General features: G+C 63.9%; 1 protein-coding gene. It reads left to right on the top strand.

Annotated elements, in window-relative coordinates; genetic code table 11:
• Positions 1 to 1,293, top strand: a 1,293-nt coding sequence (locus NRB56_RS38090; RefSeq protein WP_227838694.1) for a condensation domain-containing protein, incomplete at both ends; no start/stop codon positions are given.

The raw sequence follows: 1,293 nt of genomic DNA, 5'->3' as shown, positions 1-1,293 counted from the left end.
ATTCGGTTGTCGGGTGAGTTGGATGTGGCGGCGTTGCAGGTGGCGGTGATTGATGTGATTGATCGTCATGAGTCGTTGCGGACGGTGTTTCCGGAGACGGGGAATGGTCCGGTGCAGGTGGTGTTGGATGCGGCGCAGATTGTGCCGGATTTGACGCCGGTGCCGGTGACCGAGGGGAATTTGATCGATCATCTGGTCGAGTTGGCGTCGATGGCGTTCGATGTGACCGGTGAGGTGCCGTTGCATGCGCGGTTGTTCGAGGTCAGTGAGACCGAGTTCGTGCTGGGGATGGTGGTGCATCATATTTCTGCTGATGGCTGGTCGATGGGGCCGTTGGCGCGGGATGTGATGGTGGCGTATGCGGCGCGGACGTCGTGGGAGCAGCCGGCGTGGGCGGCGTTGCCGGTGCAGTATGCGGATTATGCGTTGTGGCAGCGGGAGGTTTTGGGCTCGGAGGATGATGCGGGGTCGTTGATTTCGGGTCAGATCGGGTATTGGGTGGAGCGTCTGGCGGGGTTGCCGGATGAGTTGGTGTTGCCGTGGGATCGGCCGCGTCCGCCGGTGGCGTCGTATCGGGGTGGGACGTATCCGTTTGTGGTGTCGGCGGAGGTGCAGCGGCGGTTGGTGGAGTTGGGGCGGCGGCAGAATGCGTCGTTGTTCATGGTGATGCATGCGGCGTTGGCGGTGTTGCTGGCGCGGTTGTCGGGGACCGGGGATATCGCGGTGGGGACGCCGGTGGCGGGGCGTGGTGAGGCGGCGTTGGATGATTTGATCGGGATGTTCGTGAATACGCTGGTGTTGCGGGTGCCGGTGGAGCCGGGGGCGGGGTTCACCGAGGTGCTGGCGGGGGTGCGGGATGCGGATTTGCATGCGTTCGCGCATGCGGATGTGCCTTTCGAGCGGTTGGTGGAGGTGTTGAATCCGTCGCGGTCGCAGGCGCGGCATCCGTTGTTTCAGGTGATGTTGACGTTCCAGAACACGCGGCAGGCGAGTTTGGAGTTGCCGGGGTTGCGGGTGTCTCCGGTGGAGTACGACTCGCGGTTGGCGAAGTTCGATGTGCAGTTGACGTTGCAGGAGGTGGTGGACCGTCAGGGGGAGGTGGCGGGGATGTCGGCGGAGTTCTCGTATGCGCGGGATTTGTTCGATGAGGCGACGGTGGCGGGGTTCGCGGCGCGGTTGGATCGGATTCTGGCGGCGGTGGTCGCGGATCCGGAGGCGCCGGTGGGTGATATCGATGTGTTGTCCGGTGCGGAACACGCGCGGGTGCTGACCCAGTGGAACGACACCCATCAT

Origin of the sequence: Nocardia aurantia (assembly GCF_009604425.1) — a bacterium.
In the GTDB taxonomy this organism is placed as follows: domain Bacteria; phylum Actinomycetota; class Actinomycetes; order Mycobacteriales; family Mycobacteriaceae; genus Nocardia; species Nocardia aurantia.
This window is presented reverse-complemented; position numbering and strand designations above follow the sequence as displayed.